This window comes from Streptomyces yokosukanensis (genome assembly GCF_001514035.1).
Taxonomy (GTDB): domain Bacteria; phylum Actinomycetota; class Actinomycetes; order Streptomycetales; family Streptomycetaceae; genus Streptomyces; species Streptomyces yokosukanensis.
This window is the reverse complement of record NZ_KQ948269.1, coordinates 2,343-3,860: the sequence shown is the minus strand read 5'-3', so window position 1 is coordinate 3,860 and position 1,518 is coordinate 2,343. Positions and strand designations below refer to the sequence as shown.

1 other annotated feature (cut by a window edge) is annotated in these 1,518 nt (G+C 57.6%).

Annotation, left to right across the window (positions count from 1 at the left end):
• Nucleotides 1-266: 266 nt before the first annotated feature.
• Nucleotides 267-1,518: a sequence feature (mutual gap in cmsearch alignment for this rRNA model is longer than 100), on the top strand (it continues 2,312 nt past the right edge of the window).

The following is a 1,518-nucleotide window of genomic DNA, read 5'->3' as shown; positions in this document are numbered from 1 at the left end:
CCAGTTCATCGGCGAACGTCCGGTGCTGGTTGCTCATGGGTGGAACGTTGATTATTCGGTACGGTCCAGGACGGACCAGGCGCTAGTACTGCTCTTCGGGGCGTGGAACGCTGATCTGGTCGGCTGGTCGTGCCGGGCACGCTGTTGGGTGTCTGAGGGAATGGTTTTCCTCAGTCGCCGGCCCCAGTGCACTCATCGGATGTTCCGGTGGGGTGATGGGTGGCTGGTCGTTGTTTGAGAACTGCACAGTGGACGCGAGCATCTGTGGCCAAGTTTTTAAGGGCGCACGGTGGATGCCTTGGCACCAGGAACCGATGAAGGACGTGGGAGGCCACGATAGTCCCCGGGGAGTCGTCAACCAGGCTTTGATCCGGGGGTTTCCGAATGGGGAAACCCGGCAGTCGTCATGGGCTGTCACCCGCTGCTGAACACATAGGCAGTGTGGAGGGAACGAGGGGAAGTGAAACATCTCAGTACCCTCAGGAAGAGAAAACAACCGTGATTCCGGGAGTAGTGGCGAGCGAAACCGGATGAGGCCAAACCGTATGCGTGTGAGACCCGGCAGGGGTTGCGTATACGGGGTTGTGGGATCTCTCTTCTGTCGTCTGCCGGCGGCAGGACGAGTCAGAAACCGTTGATGTAGGCGAAGGACATGCGAAAGGTCCGGCGTAGAGGGTAAGACCCCCGTAGTCGAAACGTCAACGGCTCGTTTGAGAGACACCCAAGTAGCACGGGGCCCGAGAAATCCCGTGTGAATCTGGCGGGACCACCCGCTAAGCCTAAATATTCCCTGGTGACCGATAGCGGATAGTACCGTGAGGGAATGGTGAAAAGTACCCCGGGAGGGGAGTGAAATAGTACCTGAAACCGTGTGCCTACAAGCCGTGGGAGCACTTTGGTGTGACTGCGTGCCTTTTGAAGAATGAGCCTGCGAGTTTGCGGTGTGTTGCGAGGTTAACCCGTGTGGGGAAGCCGTAGCGAAAGCGAGTCCGAACAGGGCGTTTCAGTAGCACGCTCAAGACCCGAAGCGGAGTGATCTAGCCATGGGCAGGTTGAAGCGGAGGTAAGACTTCGTGGAGGACCGAACCCACCAGGGTTGAAAACCTGGGGGATGACCTGTGGTTAGGGGTGAAAGGCCAATCAAACTCCGTGATAGCTGGTTCTCCCCGAAATGCATTTAGGTGCAGCGTCGTGTGTTTCTTGCCGGAGGTAGAGCACTGGATAGGCGATGGGCCCTACCGGGTTACTGACCTTAGCCAAACTCCGAATGCCGGTAAGTGAGAGCGCGGCAGTGAGACTGTGGGGGATAAGCTCCATGGTCGAGAGGGAAACAGCCCAGAGCATCGACTAAGGCCCCTAAGCGTACGCTAAGTGGGAAAGGATGTGGAGTCGCACAGACAACCAGGAGGTTGGCTTAGAAGCAGCCACCCTTGAAAGAGTGCGTAATAGCTCACTGGTCTAGTGATTCCGCGCCGACAATGTAGCGGGGCTCAAGCGTACCGCCGAAGTCGTGTCATT